Source organism: Arthrobacter sp. B0490, from assembly GCF_002929355.1.
Taxonomy (GTDB): domain Bacteria; phylum Actinomycetota; class Actinomycetes; order Actinomycetales; family Micrococcaceae; genus Arthrobacter_D.
Genome location: NZ_PJIR01000010.1, coordinates 88,311 through 106,252, shown reverse-complemented (window position 1 = coordinate 106,252; position 17,942 = coordinate 88,311). Strand labels below are relative to the sequence as shown.

The following is a 17,942-nucleotide window of genomic DNA, read 5'->3' as shown; positions in this document are numbered from 1 at the left end:
TTCCCCAAGCAACACGAGCAGTGCACAGAAAGAGTACGCGGAGCCTGAGAGGCCGACGACCCTCCGGTGGAAGTCTAAACACCGACCGGAACCGACGTCAGGCTGCAGGAGGATCACCGCCGTATCCGCGGGCCTCAGGGCCCGCCCGGCGACGCTGCGGCAACGCCCCGTCCTGTCGCCCCGCTCCACCCCACCTTGACTCCTGGGCCGGCGACCCGCATCGTTAAGTTACTGCCCCGGACCCTGGCACCGAGCCGTTACTGCCGTGCTGACCAGGGGCCCCCATGACATCCGCATCCGAGTACTCCACCGACACGGCGCGTCGGCGCACCCCCGCGGAGGCGCTGCGCCTGCGTCGCCTCCCGTCCGGAAACCTGAGCGACCGTCAGGCCCTGGTCGCCGTGATGATCGCCGACGGACGCACGTGCGAGGACATAGCCTCCGACCTCTTCCTTCCCGTACGGACGGTCCAGGGGCACCTGGACCGGGCCATGGAGGTTCTCGGCCTGTCATCGGTCGAGGAACTCACCCACCAGGCGGTGGCGTCGCACTCGGCGGTCGATCTCCCGGCTGCAACAGGGCCACCGCCCGGGTCACGTCCCGGACCGTTCATCGCACGCCCTCGGGAGAGCGCGCTGGCAGTCCTCGACGCAGCCGAGGCGGCGCGGGCCGCCGACGAGGAAGCCGACGAACGCGGCGCCCTCAGGCGGGAGCTGGACGCCACGCGCGCACTCCTCGAACAGAAACTGGACAAGTTGCAGCAGCTGCAGCAGGCCGTCATCAGCCGGGACACCATCGGGCAGGCCAAGGGCATCCTGATGGAACGGCACAAGGTCAGCGCGGACGGCGCGTTCGCGATGCTGCAGGACCAGAGCTCGCGCACCAACCTCAAACTGGTGAAGGTCGCCGAGCACCTGATCTACTCGGGGCGGGAAGACATCCCCGACCCGTCCCGGGACCATCACGAGCCCGGTCGCCGTACCTGAAGCATTCCCCCGCTCCGACGGGACGGCGGCGCGCTACGCGGTCGGCTCGACGAGGACCCCGCCGCCCTCACGGCTTCGGCAGCGGCTCCACCGGACTGGGACGGTCGAGGACCGCCGCGTCGTCGTCACCGGACGCCGACCGCAGCTCGTCCCATCGGACGCAGACCACGCCGACGACGATCAGGAGTCCGCCGAGCAACTGCACGGCGCCCGGCAGCTCGCCGAGGATCAGCCACGCCGCGAGCACGGCGAACATCACCTCCGTCAACGCCACGAAGCTCGCCACCTTGGAACCGAGGCGCTGCGCCGCCACGATACCCGTCACGTAGGCGGCCACCGTGGCCACGAGGACGAGGACGGCCACGGGCACCACCCAGCTGTACGTCCGCCCGGCAAGCTGGACATCCGTGAACACGAAGTGGAACGGCATGATGTTCGTGACGCCCAGCAGCAGGATGGTCAGCGCGCCCACCACCATCCCTCCTCCGGCCATGACGAGCGGCGGCAGCGACTCGTCGACCCTCGCGGACATCAGGAAGAACACCACGAGGCAGACGGCGGCTGCGAGGCCGAACAGGACGCCCACGGGGTCGAGCCGGGCATCCCCGGCGAGGTCGAGGACGAGCAGGAGTCCGAGGACCGCGGTGACGGACCCGACCAGCGTGAGGGCGTTGGGCGCCCTGCGGGAGCGCAGCCAGAGGAACCCGACGATCAGCACGGGCGCCAGGTACTCGAGCAGCAGCGAGACGCCGACGGACATGCGCTGCACGGCATTGAAGTAGAACAGCTGGCACAGGGCGATCGCCGTGGTGCCGTAGATCGTCACGGTGAGCGCGTTGCCGCGCATCGTGGACCAGCGGCCCCGCAACGCGATCAGCACAGGCACCAGGAGCACGACCGCGGCACCTCCGATCCGGAGGCCGACAGCGGCTCCGGGGCTCCAGCCGATCTCCAGGAGCGACTTCGCGAAGGGACCCGAGACGCCGAACGCCGCCGCGGAGATGAGGGCTATCCAGAGGCCGGTGGCGGGGCGCAGGGTCACGTCCGCTCCCTTCGGGTCGATGACTGGTGTCATGGGTGTGAAGTGGTTATGGTCGTGACAGTAGAGGGATGCAATGTCAGGAGTCAACATGCTTTTCACATATGACACGGAAGTGGCGCTCTCGTCCGCGGCCGCGCTCATCAACACGGCGAAGGAGGACACCGATCCGCTCGGCACGCTCGAGGGCCTGGACCGGTTCCTCGAGGAGCAGCGGTTCTCCGGCTCCCGGACGCGCACCGACGCCGAGTTGCAGTCGGTCCGCGCCCTGCGGGCCGAACTGGAGGTGATCTGGTTCGCGGAGGAGGACGACGCCGTCGCGCTCGTCAATGCGATCCTCCGGCGGGCCAACGCCCTCCCCCAGCTGGTCAGGCATGACGAGTGGGACTGGCACCTCCACGCGACCGCGCCCGAAGCCCCGCTCGAGGAACGCATGGCCACCGAGGCCGCGATGGCCCTCGCGGACGTCATCCGCGGGCACGAACTGGACCGCCTGCGATCCTGCGCTGCGGAGGACTGCGACGGCGTGGTGCTGGACCTCAGCCGCAACCGCTCCCGGCGCTTCTGCGACACCGGGAACTGCGCGAACCGCACCCATGTGAAGGCCTACCGTGCGCGGAAGGCGCGGAGCGCCTGAGGAATCGGGAGGAGCCGTCGCTGTCCTGCCGTGATCAGGATACGGCTCCGGGGGGATCTTGCCGCAAGGCCCCTGTGCGGGGGCAGAATGGCGAGCTGCGGTGGCGAGCGCGAGGAACTGCCCCGGTGGGCGGTGCAGGACGGGCGCCCGTGACCACCCTTCCGAAGGAGCGTATCCATGACCGAGGTGATCATCGCGGGCGGCGGTCCGACGGGGATGATGCTTGCCGGCGAGCTGAGGCTTCACGACGTCGATGTGCTCGTCCTCGAGAGGGAGATCGAGCCGACCAAGCAGGTCCGGTCGCTCGGCCTGCACGCGCGCAGCCTCGAGATCCTGGACCAGCGGGGGCTGCTCGAACGCTTCCTCGCCCACGGCACGCGCCATCCGGGAGCCGGTCACTTCGCCGGCATCGACAAGCCCTGGCCCGAGCACCTCGACAGCGCGCACGCCTACGTCCTCGGCATCCCCCAGCCGATCACCGACCGCCTGCTCGCCGAGCACGCTGCCGAGGAAGGCGCCGATATCCGGCGCGGCAGCGAGCTCGTCGCCGTGTGTGAGGACGAGGGCGGGGTGACGGTCGGCCTGGCCGATGGATCCGCGCTCCGTGCGCGCTACCTCGTGGGTTGCGACGGCGGCCGCAGCACGGTCCGGAAGCTGCTCGGCGTGGCGTTCCCGGGCGAGCCGGCGAGGACGGAATGGTTGCGGGGCGAGATGGAGGCGAGCATGCCGCCCGACGAGGTGGCGGGCATCGTGGACGAGGTCCGCCGGACCCAGAAAGGCTTCGGTGTCGGTCCGGTGGGCGACGGCCTGTACGGGGTGGTCGTCCCCGCCGGGGGCGTCACGGAGGACCGCGCGATCGCCCCGACGCTCGAGGAGGTGAAGCGGCAGCTGCGGGCGGTCGCGGGGACGGACTTCGGCGTCCACTCACCCCGCTGGCTCTCCCGCTTCGGTGACGCCACGCACCAGGCCGAGCGGTACCGGGTGGGGAGGACGTTCCTGGCGGGCGACGCCGCGCACGTCCACCCGCCACTGGGCGGACAGGGCCTCAACCTCGGGATCCAGGACTCCTACAACCTCGGCTGGAAACTGGCCGCCGAGATCGACGGCCGGGCACCGGAGGGACTGCTGGACACCTACCACGCCGAACGGCACCCCGTGGGCGCCGACGTCCTGGACAACACCCGCGCGCAGAGCGAGCTGCTGTCCCCGGGACCCGGCCCGCGGGCCGTGCGCCGCCTGATGGCGGAGCTGATGGACTTCGAGGACGTCAGCCGCCACCTCGTCGGGAAGATCACGGCCCTCGGTGTCCGGTACGACTTCGGCCCCGGACCGGAGCTGCTCGGCAGGCGGCTCCGCGACCTCGATCTGGGCCGGGGACGCCTCTACGAGCTGATGCGCGGCGGCCGGGGCCTGCTGCTCGACGGCGCCGGAACGCTCTCGGTGGCCGGGTGGGCGGACCGGGTGGACCGGGTCGACGGCAGCGCGGAGCTGGGCGTGCCGGCCGTCGTCCTCCGACCGGACGGGCACGTGGCCTGGGCAGGCGGGGACCAGGCGGGCCTCGAGGTGCAGTTGAGGCGCTGGTTCGGCTCTCCCACAGGGTAGGAACCCCGACGGGACCGGCGGCCACATCCGCGAGACGACGTCGGGGGGCAGCGCCCCACGGGCCGAACCGGCCGGCGGGGTCAGCGACCGCCGTCGCCCGCGGGATCGTCCGACCCGTTGCCGGGCGGGTCCTCGGCCGTGGTGCCGCCCTGCATACCGTCGGGAGAGCCGTCGTAGCCGTCGGCGAACCCTTCCCCCTCGAAGGACAGGGACAGCGAGGACCCGTACGCCGGGGAGTAGCTCCCGGAGTAGGTGGCCGCCCCGGGTACGTACCCGAAGGAGCCATGGACGGACGGTACGCCGTCCTCCCGATCCGTGTCGTTGCTGCCGAGCAGGCTCCGCGTCAGCGACGCGCCGTCGGCCATCAGCTCGTCCACCGCCGCGAGCAGGTGCCGATCGGCGAGCGGCACGTCCTGCAGTGCGGCCGCGAGGACGGCGCGGCGCACCAGCTCTCGGGTGAAGGACGCCGTCGTGCCCTCGGTGCGACCGGAGGCGGCGCCGACGGCATCGTCGCTGAAGGCGAGATCGCGCGCATAGAGGCGCAGCAGGGCTGCCCGCTCGTGCTCCCCGGGGAGCGGCACCTCCACGGCGAGGTCCACCCGTCCGGGTCGCTGCGCGAGGGCCCGCTCCAGCATGTCCACGCGGTTGGTGGTCAGCACGAAGGTGACGTCGGCGTCATCGTCGAGTCCGTCCATGGCGTCCAGCACCTCGAAGAGGAGGGGCTGCGGGCCGTGTCCGAAGCTGCGGTCCTCCGCGATGAGATCGCAGTCTTCGAGGACCACGATCGACGGCTGGAGGGCACGGGCCGTCCTGGCCGCCTCGCCCACATGCCGCAGCGTCCCGCCCGAGAGGATGATCGCCGTCGTCCCCGCGCTCGCGCCCAGCAGGTACCGGACGGTGTGGGTCTTGCCGGTGCCCGGCGGGCCGTACAGGAGGATCCCGCGCTTGAGGTGCTGGCCGGCCGCGATCAGTGCCTGCCGATGCGCGGCGATGCCGAGGGCGTGCTCACTGACACGTTCCAGCAGTCCTTCGGGGAGGATGACGTCGGCGGCCTCGAGGGTGGGCCGGTGGTGGAACGTCACGCCGGCGCTGCTCGGCCCGAAGTCCTCGACCGTGAAGGACAGCACCTGCCCCTTCATCACGCTCTCGCGCTGCATCCTCCGCCGGAACTCGGCGAGGAACCCGGTGACGGCGTCGGCATCTCCGCTCATCACCTCGAGGGATGCCGTCTGCCGGCCGTAGCGCGGCTCCGCGTTGCGCTGCAGGACCGCCAGGGGCACGCCGTCCCGCTCGAACAGGCGGAGGCCCAAGGCCACCGCCTGCCGCTGCTCGTCAGGGCCGATCGGCAGGTTCGCGTAGTCGGGCTGGGACAACGGGAAGTTCGGAAAGGCCTCCGACTGCTGGATCATGTCGCTGAAGGACATGTGATGGCGCTGGTCGCCGCCACCGATGCCCACGCAGCGGCCGTCCGCCGTGAGCGACGCGAGGACGATGTCCGCGTCCACGAAACGGTGGGGCGGGACCTCCTCGACCACGACGGGCACGCTGCCGGGCTCGGCCCGGAGATGCGCCGAGAGCGTGTCGACGAGCTCCCGTCCGCGCGCCGAGCGGGGCTGCGCCTCCAGCGCCATCCGTGCCAGCGCACCGAAATCCCGAACGAATCCTGCCAGGTCATCCCCCATGGTGGGAGGCTAACAGGGACGTCAAGGGGTCAGCTGTCCTGCTTCGGCAGCCGCTCCCCGTAACGCGGTTCGTCATCCGGCCCGGGGGCGGGCTCCGGGGAGGGGTTCTGGGGATCCGGTTTCGCCGTCGAGCGGTTGATGCCGGATCCCTTGCTGAGGTGCTCGGCATTGGGCGTCTCGGCCATCATGAGCATCGCGCAGATCACGAGGGAGGCGATGAAGGCGATCCCGGCCGCCGTGAGGCCCAGATCGACGCGCAGCTCCTTGGAGCCACCTCCCGTGGCGAAGATCGACGTCGCGACGCCGGCCACCACGGCCAGGACGGCGGAGAAGACGAGGGGTGCCTTGATGCCGTGGCGGAATCGTCCCTGCGTGGGTTTCCCCGGCTGGCGGTTGGCCACGGGCACTCCTTCCGGTTCCTGATATTTCTACGAGACGTAGAGCCTCTAGTTTACGGGGTCCGGTCCGCCCTGGACGCCGGAGGCGGACGATGCGCTGAGCGCTGAATCGTGCCGGTAGCTGAGGCCAGCGATACCGAGCACGACGGCGGTGAGGAGCGCGCCGCCGCCGGTCACGCCGAGCAGGGCGTGCGCCCCGAGCTGCTCGACGAACGGCAGGATGCCGCCCGTGATCATCGCCACGCTGCCGACGACGACGAGGTCCCGCGATGCCGCATGGGTGCGGAGGGCGAGCCCGCGGACCAGTTCGGCGGCGCCCGCGACCACCAGCGCGACGGCCCCCGCGAAGGCGAAGCTGCGGCCGTCGGGGAAGACGAGGCTCGCGATCCCGGCTCCGAGGAGCAGCCCCCCGCCGACGTCGGGCAGCCTGTGCGGCGGCCCCCAGTGCTCCATGCGGTGCGTCCAAAGGTAGGCCGCGCCGTTCAGCAGGAGGTAGAGCCCGCCCGCCACGGACATCACGAGCGTGGACGGATCGCGCCAGAAGATGGTCACCAGCCCGAACAGGGCGCTCACGACGGCGCGGGCCAGGAACGGTTTCCACACCCGGAGCTCGGCGGTGTCGGGACCGGCGCCCGGTGCGGACGATGCAGCTGCCATCAAGGGCCTCTCTGGGAGCGGGGCCGGGCGGTCTCCGGCCCGACCAGCTTAGTCCTCCGTCCGGCCGGCCTCATCGGGCCTCGACGTGCAGGATCGGGTCGGCGTGCGGGTGCATGGGGAAGAATGCAGGGAGGTCGTCGTCGACGTCCTCGGCGGAGACCGACCCGTCGCTCGGGTACGACCGGCGACCACCGGGCGTCGGACTGTCCCTGCAACGGAGGACGTAGGAATCGTGGTGCTGATCCCTGGACCATCGACCCCGGCCGGGGAAGCCGGGAGCAGGGTCCCGACGCGGCCCGGCGGGCCGCCGACCTCGGGGCCCCCTCGGATCGCCGCGGCGGGCGGTCGTCGCGTCGATGCGTGACGGTCCCTGGCCCGGTCACGCGAAGGACTCGCCGGCCTACCGCAGGATGCTGCTCGCCCTCGTCTTCGCGGGACTGGCGACCTTCGCGCAGCTGTACTCGTTCCAGGGTCTGCTGACGGCCGTCGCCTCCGAGTACGACGTCTCCCCTTCCCAGGCCGCGCTGTCCGTCTCCGCGGCGACGCTCGGCCTGGCCCTGGCGGTGATCCCCTGGTCCGCTGTCGCCGACCGGATCGGGCGCCGGCGGAGTATCGCCTGGGCGATGAGCGCGGCGGTCGTCCTGGGCCTGCTGGGCGCGGTGGCGCCGTCGTTCCCCGTGCTGATCGGGCTGCGCCTCCTGGAGGGGATCGCGCTCGGCGGCGTGCCGGCGACAGCTCTCGTCTACCTTCACGAAGAGGTGCAGAAACGCCATGTCGCCGTTGCGGCCGGTACCTATATCGCCGGGACGACGCTCGGCGGCCTCACCGGGCGGCTCGTCGCGGGTTTCATCGGGGACGCGCTGGGGTGGCGGGCCGGTGTGCTGGGCGTCAGCCTCCTGGCCGGCGGCGCGGTCGTCACGTTCCTCCTCCTGGCTCCCCACGCCCGTGGTTTCGTCCCGACGGTCCGCGGGCAGGGACCGTCGCTCCTCGCCCGCCTCGTGATGAATGTGAGGTCCCCTCCCCTGCTGGCCGTCTACGCGCAGGGCTTCCTCCTCATGGGTGCCTTCGTCGCGGTGTACAACTACCTGGGGTTCCGGCTCGAGGCTCCGCCCTACCTGCTGCCGGCATCCGTCGTCAGTCTCCTGTTCCTCGCCTACCTTGCAGGGACGGTGACGTCCCGCGTCGCCGGTGACCTCAGTGGAAGGCACGGGAAGCTCCCCGTGCTGCTCTCCGCCATTCTCGTCATGGTGGCGGGGCTGTCCGTGACACTCGCCGGGCACCTCCCCCTCGTCGTCGTCGGGCTCGTCATCTTCACCGGCGGCTTCTTCGCCGCCCATTCCGTGGCTTCCGGGTGGACGGCGGTGCTCGCCACCGAGGGCCGCGCACAGGCGGCGAGTCTCTACAACTTCGCCTACTACGCCGGATCCAGCGCGGTGGGGTGGGCCGGCGGCCTCTTCTTCGGTCGGTTCGGGTGGCCCGGCGTCGTCGCCTTCACCACAGCCCTGGCGGGACTCGCCGCGCTCCTGGCCGCCATCGCTCTCCGCGGTGCGAGTGGAGGCGCGCCCTCTCGGCGGAACCTCCGGTAGGGATCGACCGCTGGAGCATCCGGCACCGTAGTCCGGTCCGGCCCCTCGCCGTCACCGACGCGCGACGCCGGCGCGGATGCACCCTGCGATCCCGGCGGCTGCGAAGAGGACGGTCGCGGCGAGGACGACGACGATCGGTAACGCCCAGGCGTCGGTGGCGTCGTGGACGGCGCCGACGAGGAACGGGGCCGTGGCGCCGACGGCATAACCGGCACCCTGCACCATGGCCGAGAGCCGGCGGGCATGTGTGCCGCTGAGCGCGAGCTGCACCACGAGCATGAACACGATCGTGATGCCTCCTCCCTGGGCCACACCACCCAGGAAGCCCCAGGCCGGCCAGCCGGCGGGAGCGAGCAGGAGTCCCGCCGGACAACTGATCCACAGCGCCGACACGAGGGCGAAGGTCCTCGGGACCCCCAGCCGTGAGGAGAGCATCGGCACCCCGAGCGCGCCGACGACGGCGGCGATCTGGAAGATGGACGAGCTCGTCCCGGCCTGCCCGGCCGAGTAGCCGAGCTCCTGCTCGAGGATGGTCGGGAGCCACGCGGTGAGTCCGTAGTAGGAGAACGCCTGGGCGCCGAAAGTCAGCGACAGGAGAACAGCCGGGAGGCTGAGCCAGGTCCGTGGTTTCGCGACCGGGAGCTCGGGGGCACGGGTGTCATGGGTGTCGGGCGCGACGGTCTCGTCTGCGGCCGATTCCGCGGCCGGCTCGAGGGGCCCCCACCGGAACGCCGCGTCCGGCCCGATGGCTTTCAGCCACACGGCGGCAGCAGCGACGACGAACCCGATCCACGTCAGCAGCGCCCCGCGCCAGCCGAAGGCGGCGGCGAGAGGCGCCGTGGCGAGGGTCGTGATCATCGAGCTCACGTTCAGCGCCGACGTGTAGGCACCGGTGACGATGCCGACCCGCCCGGGCGCGATGTCCCGGCGGATGATGACCGGGAGAACCACGTTGCCGATCGTGATGAAGGCTCCCATGATGACGGTGCCCGCGACGGTGGCGTCCAGCCCGCCCGCCGACCGGACGATGGAACCGACTCCTACGCCGAGGATGGCCGTCGTCGTGGCGAAGTTCGCACCGGCCCTCCCCACGAACAGGGAGGCGAAGGGCGTCATGACGGCGAAGCACAGCACCGGCAGCGTCGTCAGCAGCCCTGCCTGGGCGGCGCTCAGGGACAGCTCATCGCTGATCCGGCCCGTGATGGGAGCGACGGCCACGATCGGTCCGCGGAGGATGAAGCCGATGAACACGATGCCCAGCAGGAGCAGCACCGGGAAACGCGATCGGGCGGGGATGTTCATCGATTCCAGCCTACGCGGGCGGGCACACTCCCCGGATCGCAGGCCGCCCGGGGGTCAGGAGCCCCCTCCCGCGTGGCACCTCACGCTAACCGGAGTTGCGTGCTGTCCGGACCGTTTCCCGGACGAGGGATGCGTCCGTCCGATAGTGGACGTCGCCGTCGGCCGCGGTGGTGGACCCCACGGGTATCCAGTGCGGGGACGTCTGCCGCACCGCCTTCTTCGCCGACAGGTGCACCGCGTGCACCCCGACGGCAAGGACACTGCGCAGGGTCTCCGGCGAGATCCCGCCCCCGGCCATGACCTCGATGCCCGTCCCGCGGTCGAGCATCGCTGCGATCTGCCGCAGCCCCAGGTCGACGGTGGGAGCACCTCCGGAGGTGAGGATGCGGTCGATGCCGGCTGCGGCGAGGTCCTCGAGGTGTGCTGCAGGATCCCGGAGCTGGTCGATGGCGCGGTGGAAGGTCACCTGTGTCCCGGGGTCGACGGCGCGGGCGGCTGCGGAGAGCCGGTGGAGCGAGGGGAGATCGATCCGCCCGTCCGTCGTGAGGGCACCGATCACGACGCCCGCCGCGCCGGCGACGACGGCCCGGGCAGCCTCGTCCGCCATCCAGCCGATCTCCTCGGGGGAGTAGACGAAACCGCCCGGCCTGCAGCGGATCAGCACCTGTACCGGTATGCCCGTGGCGACGGCCTCCTCGGTCATCGTCAGGCTCGGCGTCAGCCCGCCGAGTTCGAGGGCGGTACAGAGCTCGACCCGATCCGCTCCTCCCGCGATCGCCGCCCGCGCCCCGGCCGGCGACGTGACGGCTATCTCGACGGCAGGCGGCGTCGGGTCGGGTGACGTCACTTCACCGATCCCGCGGTCAGGCCTCCGATGAGCCGCTTCTCGATCAGGGCGAACAGGACGATCACGGGAACGATGGCGACGATGGATACGCCGAACACGTACTGCCAGCTCGTCGCGTACTGGCCGATGAACTTGGTGAGGGCGACCGAGAGCGGCTGGTTCTCCGCCGTCGACATGATGACGAGGCTGGCGGCGAACTCGTTCCAGGAGGCGACGAACGTGAAGATGATCGCCGTCACGATCCCCGGCCACACGAGCGGCAGGTTGATCCGGAAGAGCACGGCCAGGCGGCTCGCCCCGTCCAACTGCGCGGCCTCGTCGACTTCCTTCGGGATCCCGGCGAAGAAGCTGTGCATGATCCACAGCGCGAAGGACAGATTGAACGCCGCGTTGATCAGGATCATGGCGACCCAGGTGTCATTGAGGTCGAGCACCAGCATCTGCCGGAAGAGCCCCGCCGTCAGCACGGCCGGCTGCAGCATCTGGGTGACGATCACGAGGAACAGGAACGCCATCCTGCCCGGGAAATTGAAGCGGGCCGTGTAGTAGGCGGCCGGGGTGGCGACCAGCAGGACGAGCAGGGTCGCGAACACGGCGATGACCACCGTGGAGATGAGGTTGTACGTCAGGGGCGTCTCGGGGGTCGACCACATCGTGAGGTAGTTGCCGACCTGCAGGCCGTCCTGCGGGAAGTAACGGGGCGGGACGGCGAGGATCTCCGACCTCGTCTTGAGCGACCCGACGAGCATGACGAGGTAGGGGACGAGGAAGAGGATCGCGACGAGGACGCCGACGACGATCCGGCCCACCATCGTGCGCCGGCTGACGCCGTCGGCACCGTACTTCCTGGTCCTCGGCTGGGGAGACGGCTGAACCGGAACTGTTCGTGCTGGTGCGATGGCCATGTCAGTCCTCTCTCATCGGCTTGACGATCTTCACGTACGCCGCGACGATCACGATCACGATGGCGAAATTGATCACGCTCAGGGCGCTCGCGAGGTCCAGACGCCGGTCGAACTGGAGGACCTTGAAGATGTACGTCATCAGGGTGTCGGCGCTGTAGCCGGGAAGCGAGCCGGTCATGATGCGCAGGATCGGCAGGTTGTTGAAGACATTGATGACATTGATGAGCACGGCGACGGCGAGGGCGCTGCGCAGTTGGGGCAGGACCACCAGGAAGTAGGTGCGTACCTTGCCGGCACCGTCCATCTTCGCGGCTTCGAGGATGTCCCCGGGTACCGCCTGGAGTCCCGCGAGCAGGGTGTAGGTGGTGAAGGGGATGGAGACGAAGATCCCGACGACGATCGCCGCACCCAGGGCCGTCGCGACGTTCTTCGTGAAGCCGTAGGGGCTGTCGAGCAGCCCGATGTCGACGAGGAAGGTGTTCATGATCCCGTAGTCGCGGTCCAGCCCGTAGTAGAAGACGGTCGTCGTCATGACCACGCTCGCCGCCCAGGGAACCACCACCGCCATGCGGACCAGGGTTCGCCCGGGGAACGGCTTGTTGAGGAAGTTGGCGAGTGCGAGCGAGAGGATGACCGTCACCGTCACGACCACGACGACCCATACCAGCGTGTTGAGGAGGATCCGGGGCAGGTTCGGATCGGCCAGCACCCTGCTGAAGTTGGCGAACCCGACGCCCTCGACGTCGGTTCCCGCCTGGCTGATCCGCCGGGTGGAGTTGTAGATCATGTAGGCGGCGGGAAACAGGACGACCCCGAAGATCAGGATCAGGACCGGACCGATCCAGGGAAGTGCTGCGACGAGGCTCTCCCTGTTCTGGCCACGTTCCGTCCGGATGCGCGTGGTGGGAGGCTGCTGGAAGGTACTCATGGGGTCCCGTTCTACTCGGACAGGAGGGGAGCCGACGCGACGCCGGCCCCCCTCCTGTCGGTGCCTCAGGCGGCGGCGTCGGCCTTCGCCTGGATCTGCTCGAGCACGGACGCGGGTTCCTGTGTTTCCAGCAGGCCCATGAGCGACTTGAAGGCGCCATCGGTGGCGTTCCACGCCGGGTTGGAGGTCGGGTAGAACTCGGCATCCGGCAGCATCTCGAGGAACGGCTTCAGCGTCTCGTTCGAGGCCATGGCCTCGGCTCCCGACTTCGTGGAGGGGAGGAAGCCCTCGGTCTCCACCCAGCTCACGTACTGGTCCTCGGCGAAGAAGAAGTCCATGAAGGAGGTGATGGCTTCCTGCTTCGTCTCGTCGTTCTTGAAGGCCAGGAGGCGGTCGGCCACGCCGAGGGTGGCGGGCTCTCCGGTGTTGGTCGGGACGTTGGCTATGCCGTAGTTGAGGTCCGGGTTGGCTTCCTCGATCTGGCCGACCGTCTGGGGAAGGGCGTAGACCATGCCGATCTGGCCCTGCATGAAGACGTTGATCATCGGGGTGCGCTGCGTTGCGCCCGGGTCCGGCTGTGTGACGCCGTCCGTGATCATCTTCTTCATGAACTGGGCGGCTTCGAGGTTCTCGGGGGTGTCCACCGTGATCTCGGTCGCGTCCCCGAAACCGCCACCGTTGCCGGCGAACCAGATGAGGGACTCACCCTGGGCTTCCTCCGAACCGAGCGGCATGCCGTATCCGGGCGTGCCCGTGGCCGTGATCTTCGCCGCGGCGTCGTTCAGCTCCTCCCATGTCGTGGGAGGCGCCTCCACACCGGCGGCGTCGAACAGGTCCTGGTTGTAGAACAGTGCGCGGGCGGACGCGAGGAGGGGCAGCCCGTACTGCGTGCCCTCGAGGCTTTCGTTCTCGACGAACGACTCCTGGAAGTCGGCGAGCGTGTCCTCCGATGCGATGTCCTCGGCGGAGTAGAGCAGGCCCTCGGAGGCGAAGGCCGAGAAGGCGCCGCCGTTGTAGATGTCGGGTGCTTCTCCTGCCTGGATCTTGGTCTGGAGTACCGACTCCAGGTTCTCCCAGGACTCGATCTGCAGATTGACCGTGACGCCTTCGTTGGCTGCCTCGAAATCCTCGATCACACCCTCCCAGAGGGCCTTGGTGCCATCGGAGTAGCTGGGAACCAGCATGTTCAGCGTCGTCCCCTCACCCTCCGCCTCTGCCGATCCGCCACCGCCGAACCCGCAGGACGACACAGCGAGTGTCCCGACGGCGGCCATCGCCACCATGCTCATCCTCAGTCTTTTCTTCATCGCTTGATTCCTTTTCGAGATGGTCCGGGACGCCCATGCACCGCAGATCCCACAGGTCCGACTCCGACCGGCTAATGAGTGAATTTGATCAATAACATGATCGAGCAATCAGCACCGAGCAGTTGGTCATCCATAGCATGCCGTGACGTACGTCTCAGGTCAAGCATTCCGGGAAGACGCAACATGAATGAAACACGAGGCGGAGGCCCTCCTGCCGTCACGCCTCGATGATCGGCCGTGATCTCTGGACAGAGAAAGCAATCATGAGTGATCATGGATCGATCCCGCTTCGAGCTCCGAGGAGAACTTCGTGTCTCAACTTCCCGAATCATCAGACTCCGCCCCTGTTCGCGGCTCCCACATGGACGGTGAGTTGTCCTCCCAGCCGGATTGCTGGGAGCGTGCCGCCGCCCAGGCCGGGCGGGAGCAGCTGTTGCCGGCTCGGGGCCGGCGGGTCGCGGTCGTCGGTTGCGGAACCTCCTGGTTCATGGCGCAGGCCTACGCTGCCGCGCGGGAGGGTTCCGGCCACGGGGAGACCGACGCGTTCGCGGCGTCGGAGGCTTCGGCCATCACCACCAGGGCCTACGACGCGGTCGTCGCCATCACACGCTCCGGCACGACGAGCGAGATCCTCTCCCTGCTCACCGAGCTGAAGGGCAGGACTCCCACCGTCGTGGTGCTCGGTGACGTCGAATCGCCTGCTGTCGCCCTCGCCGACAGCGTGGTCGGGCTGCCCTTCGCCGACGAGTCGTCGGTGGTCCAGACCCGCTTCGCCACCTCGGCCCTGGTGTACCTCCTCACGTCCGTCGGCGTCGACCTCGGTTCCGCCGTGGCCGACGCCCGGGCTGCTGTCGCCGCGGAGACTCCCGACGACCTGCTGTCGGCGGAGCAGTTCAGCTTCCTGGGCACGGGGTGGACGGTCGGGCTCGCGCATGAGGCAGCCCTCAAGATGCGCGAGGGCGTCCAGGGCTGGACGGAGTCGTATCCGGCGATGGAGTACCGGCACGGTCCCATCGCCATCGCCCAGCCGGGACGGGTCACCTGGGTGTTCGGGCAGGAGCCCGCCGGACTGCGGGAAGAGGTCGGCGCCACGGGCGCCCTCTACGTCAGCACCGGCGCCCATCCCCTCGCCGACCTCGTCCGCATCCACAAGATCACCCTCGACCGTGCCCGCTCACGGGGCCTGGACCCCGACACCCCCCGACACCTCTCGCGGTCGGTCGTCCTCGGAAGCTGATCCGATGCCCCTTGATGTGCCCGGCGGTCCGCCTCCGGGACTTGCGGGCCCCGGTCCCGGAGTCCTGGCCATCGACGTGGGAGGCACCGACACGAAGTCCGCCGTGATCGACCGTGCAGGCAACCTCCACGGGCTCGAGCGGATCCCGTCCGCGCACGACGAGCGGCGCCCGGGTGATGCGGTGGCGGAGCAGGTGATCGAGCTGGCCAGGACGTATACCGCCCGCTTTCCCGACCGCGAGATCGATGCCCTGGGCCTGGTCGTCCCGGGACTGGTCGACGACGTCGCCGGCGTGGGGCTGTTCGCCAGCAACTTCGGCTGGGACCACTACCCCTTCCGGGACGTCGTCAGCGAGGCGACAGGGCTTCCCGTCGCCTTCGGTCACGACGTGAGCGCCGCCGGCGATGCCGAGATGCGTGCGGGGGCAGGGCTCGGAGCCGAGGATGCCGTCGTGCTCATCATCGGGACCGGGATCGCCGGTGCGGTCTTCTGCGGCGGACGCGCGGTGCGCGCGGGCGGCTACGCGGGGGAGATCGGTCACGCGCAGGTACCCGGAGGCCTGCCCTGCCCCTGCGGTGCCACAGGCTGCCTCGAGACGTTGGGATCGGCGGGTGCGATCACGCGCCGCTACACCGCACGCACGGGGCGCCCGGTGTCCGGGGCCCGCGAGGTACTGATCGCCGGCCAGGCCGGCGACGAGGACGCTTCCGAGATCTGGTCCGACGCCGTCCAGGCCCTGGCCTTCAGCATCTGCCAGCTCGCCGCGATGATCGGTACCGAGACCGTGATCCTGGGTGGCGGGTTGTCCCAGGCGGGACCCGCCCTCCTGGAACCGTTGGGCCGACGGATCCAGGAGCAAATGTCCTTCCTGCGCGCGCCCCGCCTGACGACGTCCCTGCTCGGCCAGGACGCAGGCCTGATCGGCGCGGCCCTGCACGCCCGGGATCTCGTGCAGGCTCGCGCATGACTCCGTCGACCTCCATCGTCACCGTCACTCCCAATCCGGCGTTGGACACCACCTACACGGTGCCGGCCCTCGTCCCGGGCCGGTCCCACCGTGTGGCCCCTCCCGTGGTGAAGGCCGGCGGCAAGGGGCTCAACGTCGCGCGCGTGATCCACCAGACCGGGCACGGGGTCCACGCGATCCTTCCTGTGGGAGGGGACTCGGGGGCCTTGCTGAAGGCCGACCTCGTGGAGAGCGGGATCTCCCACTCGCTGGTGGACGTCGCCCTTCCGACCCGGCGGAGCATCGCCATCCACGACCGGGCCGCGGGAGATGCGACACTGCTCAACGAGGAGGGCTACGGCCTCACGCCCGACGAGTGGGACCTCCTGGCGGGACGCGTCCTGCAGTGGTTGCCGCGGTCGGGGTGCCTCGCCGGCTCGGGCAGCCTTCCCCCCGACGCGGCGCCCGACTTCTACGCCCGTCTGGTCGACGCGGCCCGGCCTCTCGGCCTGCCGACGATCATCGACACCTCCGGGCCGGCCCTGCTGGCCGCCGCACGCGCGGGAGCCACGGTGCTGAAGCCGAATCATCATGAACTCCTCAAGTCGACGGGTGAGGTCGACCCGGAACGGGGTGCGATGAAACTCCTCGCCCTCGGCGCCGGCCTTGTCCTCGTGAGCCAGGGCGAGAAGGGCATGCTCGCTTTCGAAGCCCGTGGTTCGGGGATATCGTCATGGCACGCCGGCTTTCCCACGGTGCTCGCGGGCAATCCCACGGGCGCCGGCGACGCCGCCGTGGCCGCTGTCGCGGTCCTGCTCGCCCAGGGGGTCAGGCACGCCCCGGATCTGCTCCGCGCCGCAACGGGCTGGTCGGCAGCAGCCGTTCCGATGCCGACCGCCGGGGTGCTCCACGGTGAGTACAGGGCCATGACGGAGGCCGTCGTCGTCCGGCCCGGCGCCGCAGGCACCCGGTCGGCGGCATCCGGTGCGGCTCCGCATTCAACTCCAGCGAAGGATTCACCATGGGACTGACCCCGACCCGCCTGCTGATCGACGCCGCGGTCGCCGCCGGCAGCGGGCTCGGCAGTTTCAACGTGCTGCACCTCGAGACGGCCGAGGCGATCGTCGCCGGAGCGGAGGCCGCGGGGCTTCCCGTCATCCTGCAGATCTCGCAGAACTGCGCCGCCTATCACGGAGCACTCGGGCCGATCGCCGCCGGCGTGCTGGCGGTGGCGCGCGCCGCCGAGGTCCCCGTGGCCCTGCATCTCGACCACGCGGAGGACGAGCAACTCGTGTACCAGGCGTTCGACCTCGGATTCGGGTCGGTCATGTACGACGGCGCGCATCTCTCCTTCGACGAGAACGTCGCCACCACCCGGCGGGTCGCCGGACGCGCCCATGCCCGGGACGTCTTCGTGGAGGCCGAGCTCGGGAAGGTGGGCGGCAAGGACGGCGCCCATGCTCCCGGTGTACGGACCGATCCCGAGGAAGCGGCAGCCTTCCTGGCGGCCACCGGCGTCGACGCCCTGGCTGTCGCCGTCGGGTCCTCCCATGCCATGACGGAGCGCGCCGCGGTCCTCGACCTCGACCTGATCGGGCGGTTGAAGGCCTCGGTCGCCGTACCGCTGGTGCTCCACGGGTCCTCCGGAGTCCCGGACGAGGTCCTCGTCCAGGCCGTCCGGGCCGGGATGACGAAGATCAACGTCTCGACCCACCTGAACGGCTTCTTCACCCGAGCCGTACGGGACGTGCTCGCTGCGCAACCGGAGCTCGTCGACTCGCGCCGCTACATGGCGGCCGGTCGCACAGCGCTCGCCGCGGAAGCCGCGCGGCTCCTCACCCTGCTGTCCCTGGCCGCCCGGCCGGCAGAAGCCAGGCGCTGAG

At 70.0% G+C, this 17,942-nt stretch carries 17 protein-coding genes; 8 read left to right on the top strand and 9 right to left on the bottom strand.

Features of this window, described 5'->3' with window-relative positions:
- The first annotated feature begins 284 nt into the window (after nt 1-284).
- Nucleotides 285-986, top strand: coding sequence for an ANTAR domain-containing protein (locus tag CXQ97_RS14820; RefSeq protein ID WP_219815432.1), 702 nt, complete (start codon nt 285-287; stop codon nt 984-986).
- A gap of 67 nt (nt 987-1,053) precedes the next feature.
- Here the strand turns inward: CXQ97_RS14820 and CXQ97_RS14815 are convergent, their stop codons facing one another.
- On the bottom strand, nt 1,054-2,061 hold the full coding sequence (locus tag CXQ97_RS14815; protein WP_104181639.1) for a DMT family transporter: 1,008 nt from the start codon (nt 2,059-2,061) through the stop codon (nt 1,054-1,056).
- A gap of 55 nt (nt 2,062-2,116) precedes the next feature.
- On the opposite strand from CXQ97_RS14815, the gene CXQ97_RS14810 reads away from it, so the two are divergent.
- Together CXQ97_RS14810 and rox are read left to right on the top strand one after the other, a co-directional pair.
- Nucleotides 2,117-2,662 (top strand): CGNR zinc finger domain-containing protein, encoded by a 546-nt coding sequence (locus CXQ97_RS14810; RefSeq protein WP_104181638.1) that lies wholly within the window; start codon nt 2,117-2,119, stop codon nt 2,660-2,662.
- Between the two features lie 177 nt (nt 2,663-2,839).
- Entirely contained in the window at nt 2,840-4,264 is a 1,425-nt protein-coding gene (gene rox / locus CXQ97_RS14805; protein ID WP_104181637.1) for a rifampin monooxygenase, read from the top strand.
- Between the two features lie 80 nt (nt 4,265-4,344).
- Here the strand turns inward: rox and CXQ97_RS14800 are convergent, their stop codons facing one another.
- Genes CXQ97_RS14800 through CXQ97_RS14790 form a run of 3 tightly spaced genes read right to left on the bottom strand, consistent with a single transcriptional unit; the run spans nt 4,345 to nt 7,001 of the window.
- Complete coding sequence (locus CXQ97_RS14800; RefSeq protein WP_104181636.1) at nt 4,345-5,946, bottom strand: AAA family ATPase; 1,602 nt, start codon at nt 5,944-5,946, stop codon at nt 4,345-4,347.
- Nucleotides 5,947-5,975: 29 nt separating this feature from the next.
- Nucleotides 5,976-6,347, bottom strand: a complete 372-nt coding sequence (locus CXQ97_RS14795; RefSeq protein ID WP_181035086.1) for a hypothetical protein — start codon at nt 6,345-6,347, stop codon at nt 5,976-5,978.
- 45 nt (nt 6,348-6,392) lie between these two features.
- Complete coding sequence (locus CXQ97_RS14790) at nt 6,393-7,001, bottom strand: DUF308 domain-containing protein (protein WP_104181635.1); 609 nt, start codon at nt 6,999-7,001, stop codon at nt 6,393-6,395.
- 356 nt (nt 7,002-7,357) lie between these two features.
- Between CXQ97_RS14790 and CXQ97_RS14785 the strand changes: the two genes are divergently transcribed.
- Nucleotides 7,358-8,587, top strand: coding sequence for an MFS transporter (locus CXQ97_RS14785; protein WP_258062620.1), 1,230 nt, complete (start codon nt 7,358-7,360; stop codon nt 8,585-8,587).
- 51 nt (nt 8,588-8,638) lie between these two features.
- Here the strand turns inward: CXQ97_RS14785 and CXQ97_RS14780 are convergent, their stop codons facing one another.
- From CXQ97_RS14780 to CXQ97_RS14760, 5 genes are all read right to left on the bottom strand, one after another.
- Complete coding sequence (locus tag CXQ97_RS14780) at nt 8,639-9,889, bottom strand: CynX/NimT family MFS transporter (protein WP_104181633.1); 1,251 nt, start codon at nt 9,887-9,889, stop codon at nt 8,639-8,641.
- Between the two features lie 85 nt (nt 9,890-9,974).
- Complete coding sequence (locus tag CXQ97_RS14775) at nt 9,975-10,736, bottom strand: copper homeostasis protein CutC (protein WP_104181632.1); 762 nt, start codon at nt 10,734-10,736, stop codon at nt 9,975-9,977.
- A complete protein-coding gene (locus tag CXQ97_RS14770; RefSeq protein WP_181035085.1) occupies nt 10,733-11,641 on the bottom strand; it encodes a carbohydrate ABC transporter permease in 909 nt (302 codons plus the stop codon). Before CXQ97_RS14770 ends, CXQ97_RS14775 begins: the two co-directional genes overlap by 4 nt.
- A gap of 1 nt (nt 11,642) precedes the next feature.
- Nucleotides 11,643-12,569: a carbohydrate ABC transporter permease gene (locus CXQ97_RS14765; RefSeq protein WP_104181631.1), complete on the bottom strand. Its 927-nt coding sequence runs from the start codon at nt 12,567-12,569 to the stop codon at nt 11,643-11,645.
- Between the two features lie 65 nt (nt 12,570-12,634).
- Complete coding sequence (locus CXQ97_RS14760) at nt 12,635-13,876, bottom strand: extracellular solute-binding protein (RefSeq protein ID WP_104181630.1); 1,242 nt, start codon at nt 13,874-13,876, stop codon at nt 12,635-12,637.
- A 361-nt stretch (nt 13,877-14,237) separates the two neighbouring features.
- On the opposite strand from CXQ97_RS14760, the gene CXQ97_RS14755 reads away from it, so the two are divergent.
- Genes CXQ97_RS14755 through CXQ97_RS14740 form a run of 4 tightly spaced genes read left to right on the top strand, consistent with a single transcriptional unit; the run spans nt 14,238 to nt 17,941 of the window.
- Nucleotides 14,238-15,113: an SIS domain-containing protein gene (locus CXQ97_RS14755; RefSeq protein ID WP_104181629.1), complete on the top strand. Its 876-nt coding sequence runs from the start codon at nt 14,238-14,240 to the stop codon at nt 15,111-15,113.
- A gap of 4 nt (nt 15,114-15,117) precedes the next feature.
- Nucleotides 15,118-16,080, top strand: a complete 963-nt coding sequence (locus CXQ97_RS14750; RefSeq protein ID WP_104181628.1) for an ROK family protein — start codon at nt 15,118-15,120, stop codon at nt 16,078-16,080.
- Complete coding sequence (locus tag CXQ97_RS14745; protein ID WP_104181627.1) at nt 16,077-17,090, top strand: 1-phosphofructokinase family hexose kinase; 1,014 nt, start codon at nt 16,077-16,079, stop codon at nt 17,088-17,090. Before CXQ97_RS14750 ends, CXQ97_RS14745 begins: the two co-directional genes overlap by 4 nt.
- Nucleotides 17,081-17,941 carry a class II fructose-bisphosphate aldolase gene (locus CXQ97_RS14740; RefSeq protein ID WP_104181626.1) on the top strand — a complete coding sequence of 287 codons (861 nt, stop codon included), beginning with the start codon at nt 17,081-17,083 and terminating at the stop codon, nt 17,939-17,941. The genes CXQ97_RS14745 and CXQ97_RS14740 overlap by 10 nt, the downstream gene beginning before the upstream one ends.
- Nucleotide 17,942: the final 1 nt, after the last annotated feature.